The organism is Vibrio genomosp. F10 str. 9ZD137, from assembly GCF_049974785.1.
Taxonomy (GTDB): Bacteria; Pseudomonadota; Gammaproteobacteria; order Enterobacterales; family Vibrionaceae; genus Vibrio.
Genome location: NZ_JBNGCJ010000601.1, coordinates 1 through 3,637, shown reverse-complemented (window position 1 = coordinate 3,637; position 3,637 = coordinate 1). Strand labels below are relative to the sequence as shown.

Below are 3,637 nucleotides of genomic sequence, written 5' to 3'. Positions count from 1 at the left end.
CAGCGCAGCGGAAAATTCAGCCCTGTCGCCACAAGCAACATGCCACAAACGCCTTATTCAGAATCTGAGATAGCCTTTGATTCATGGGTAGCCCTTGGTGTTGATTCTTTATTGACGGGCACCATCTCGAAAGGCGAGGGTGATAATTACGTCATCAATTACCAGTTAGTAGATGTTGTTCGTGGTCAGCTAACCCAAGGTCAGAGTAAAGCATTAAGCGAAGATGGCCAATTAGTGCTTTCTAAAGATCATGTTCTGTTTAATAAGAAAGCAACCGTACCAGGCCCAAGATTGCGTGAATATGCGCACCGAATCTCCGATTTGGTGTATAAAGAGCTGACTGGTGAACGTGGCGCATTTTTGACTCGTGTCGCTTATGTTGTAGTACAAGATAAAGACCCATATCCATACCAATTAAGAGTTTCGGATTATGACGGTTATAACGAACGATTAGTGTTGCGCTCTAAGCAACCGTTGATGTCACCAGCATGGTCACCTGACGCAAAACAACTCGCGTACGTCAGTTTCCAAAATGGGCAAGCTGAAATCTTCATAATGGATATTTATACAGGGAAACGGGAGAAGATCACCTCGTACCCTCGTCATAATGGCGCACCAAGGTTTTCTCCTGATGGTGATAAGTTAGCGTTGGTATTATCAAAAACTGGGTCTCTTCAGGTTTATACCTTTGATTTGAGTTCAAAGAAATTGACGCAAATTACTCGTGGTAGATCAAATAATACGGAACCGTATTGGCATCCGGATGGAAAATCATTAATCTTTACCTCTGATAGAGGTGGTAGACCGCAGATTTATAACGTAAATTTGGCAGATGGTTCGACCAAACGTCTGACTTGGCAAGGCAGCCAAAACTTAGGAGGTCAAATTACCCCTGACGGTCGATTCCTTGTTATGGTGAATCGAAGTAATTCAGGGTTTAATTTAGCCAAACAAGATTTAGAAACTGGTGCAATGCAAATACTGACAAGTACATTGCTTGACGAGTCTCCAAGTATTGCACCTAATGGTGGTATGGTCATATACAGTTCTATCTATAATAAAACGAATGTACTTTCGATGGTTTCGATAGATGGGCGTTTTAAAGCTAGATTACCGGAAACAAACGGGCGCGTAAGAGCACCTGCTTGGTCACCGTTTTTATAGTAAATAAGTATTAATTAGTTAAGGGAAAAATATAATGCAGCTTAATAAAGTTCTTAAAGGTCTACTCATTGCTCTTCCTGTATTAGCAGTAACAGCTTGTAGCTCTAGCGATGAAGCAACAAGTGCTTCAGGTACAGAGACTAATCAATCAACTTCAGGTTCAGAGAACACGGTAGATACAACAGTAGTGACTCCAGTTGATTCATACGGTGAGCTAACAGAGCAAGAGCTTAAAGAACAAGCTTTGCGTGAAACTCAAACTATTTACTTTGCATTCGACAACGCGACTATTGCTGGCGATTACGAAGAAATGCTTGCAGCACACGCGGCTTACCTAAGTAAAGATGCTAGCCTAGAAGTTACTATCGAAGGTCATGCAGACGAGCGCGGTACTCCTGAGTACAACATCGCTCTTGGCGAGCGTCGTGCACAAGCGGTAGCGAACTACCTACAAGCACTTGGTGTACAAGCTGACCAAATCTCTATCGTTAGCTACGGTGAAGAAAAACCTCTTCTACTTGGTCAGTCTGACGAAGTATACGCTAAGAACCGTCGTTCAGTTCTTGTATACTAATTTTCGCATTGTGCTTAAGTAGTTATTATACCTAGGTGATAAATTGCACCTAGGTTATCAATACACTTATGCTGCAAGACAAGTTATGCGACAAGACAAATAGAGGAATAGCCTCATGTTCAGTAACTCAAAGCGAGTTTTAACGCTTATGTTACTGGCAAGTGCAGCCAATACATCTTACGCTGCACCAGCTCCAGTATCGGACTTAAGCAATACAGCTCCAGCCACCACATCATCAGCACGTACAGTGAATTCTTCTGAAACCGATATCCAACGTCTAGAGCGATTGCTAGATAATCGAAATCGTGTTCAATTGACTATGCAGCAACAAATTGACGACATGTCGATGGAGATCAGTGATCTTCGTGGTCAACTTGAAAAGAACAGCTATGATATGCAGCAAATGTTGCAGCGCCAGCGTGAGCTTTTTATAGAATTAGACAAAGTCCGCACCGAAATTAAGACCGTTGAAGCGCCTGTTGTTGATTCTTCCGACACACAACAACCCGTAGGGACATTCAGCAGCAATGTTGATGAGCAAACCGCCTATCAAAATGCCGTCGATCTTGTGCTTAAAGAGCGCGATTACGCGGGTGCTATCGTTGCACTGAAACAGTTTCAGGTGGATTTTCCAGATTCTTCATTTTCATCGAATGCACACTATTGGCTAGGGCAACTTTATTTCGCTAAGAAACAAGATAAAGAAGCCGTCAAGAGTTTTGCTGCGGTTGTGTCATACCAAGATTCTAACAAACGTGCCGATGCATTAGTTAAGCTTGGTGACATTGCCAAGCGAAATAATAATCAAGCAGCAGCACAAAAATACTATCAGCAAGTTGTGGATGAATACCCAAACAGTTCATCAGCAAAATTAGCACAACAAAACTTATAGTTTACGGCAATATCTGCCTAAATTGCTTGTCTAGAAGAGGTGGTTATTCCGCCTCTTTTTCTATTGGCCCAAACTCCTTTGATTCAGGCCATGTTTAAGGTGTACAATGCTTGGATTCATGGAAGTTGCATAGAGCAAGAGCAAGAGCAAGAGCAATGAGCCACATATTAGACACAGTTGAAACAATATACCCATTTCCTCAAAAACCAGTCCCTTTGAGCGATGTTGAAAAGCAAACCTATATTGCTAGCATCAAGTCACTACTGGTCGAAAAAGACGCGGTTTTGATCGCGCATTACTACACCGATCCTGAAATCCAAGCCCTCGCTGAAGAAACGGGCGGATTTGTGGGAGATTCGTTAGAAATGGCCAAGTTTGGTAATCGTCATCCAGCCAGCACACTCATTATTGCCGGTGTTCGATTTATGGGTGAGTCGGCTAAGATTCTAACCCCAGAAAAGACCATTTTAATGCCAACATTAGAGGCCGAGTGTTCCCTTGATCTTGGTTGTCCTGCTGATAAGTTCTCGGCTTTTTGTGATGCCCACCCTGATCACACCGTTGTGGTATACGCAAATACATCTGCGGCGGTTAAAGCAAGAGCCGATTGGGTCGTGACATCAAGCATCGCCTTAGAAATTGTTGAACAACTCGACAGTGAAGATAAACCTATTTTGTGGGGTCCCGACCGACACTTAGGCTCTTACATTGCAAATAAAACCGGCGCAGACATGTTGCTGTGGCAAGGTGAGTGTGTTGTTCACGATGAATTTTCCGCAGATGCACTGCGTAAGATGAAAGCGGTTTACCCAGATGCCGCTATTTTGGTTCACCCGGAATCACCAGCCAGTGTAGTTGCACTTGCTGACGCCGTGGGCTCGACAAGCCAACTTATAAAAGCGGCGAAAGAGTTACCTCAAAAGAAACTGATTGTTGCTACCGATAAAGGTATTTTCTTTAAAATGCAGCAATTAGTACCAGAAAAAGAGCTAGTAGAAGCGCCAACA

The 3,637-nt window shown here is 43.1% G+C and carries 4 protein-coding genes; all 4 read left to right on the top strand.

Going from position 1 to position 3,637, the window contains the following annotated elements; all coding sequences use genetic code 11:
* A partial coding sequence (tolB, locus tag ACP45E_RS14570) for a Tol-Pal system beta propeller repeat protein TolB (protein ID WP_069585170.1) occupies positions 1 to 1,164 on the top strand: 1,164 nt, incomplete at its 5' end.
* A gap of 34 nt (positions 1,165 to 1,198) precedes the next feature.
* Positions 1,199 to 1,738: a peptidoglycan-associated lipoprotein Pal gene (pal, locus tag ACP45E_RS14565; protein WP_017034877.1), complete on the top strand. Its 540-nt coding sequence runs from the start codon at positions 1,199 to 1,201 to the stop codon at positions 1,736 to 1,738.
* Between the two features lie 115 nt (positions 1,739 to 1,853).
* Positions 1,854 to 2,630: a tol-pal system protein YbgF gene (gene ybgF / locus ACP45E_RS14560; protein ID WP_017037325.1), complete on the top strand. Its 777-nt coding sequence runs from the start codon at positions 1,854 to 1,856 to the stop codon at positions 2,628 to 2,630.
* Between the two features lie 155 nt (positions 2,631 to 2,785).
* On the top strand, positions 2,786 to 3,637 hold an 852-nt coding region (gene nadA, locus ACP45E_RS14555), incomplete at its 3' end, for a quinolinate synthase NadA (RefSeq protein ID WP_069585168.1).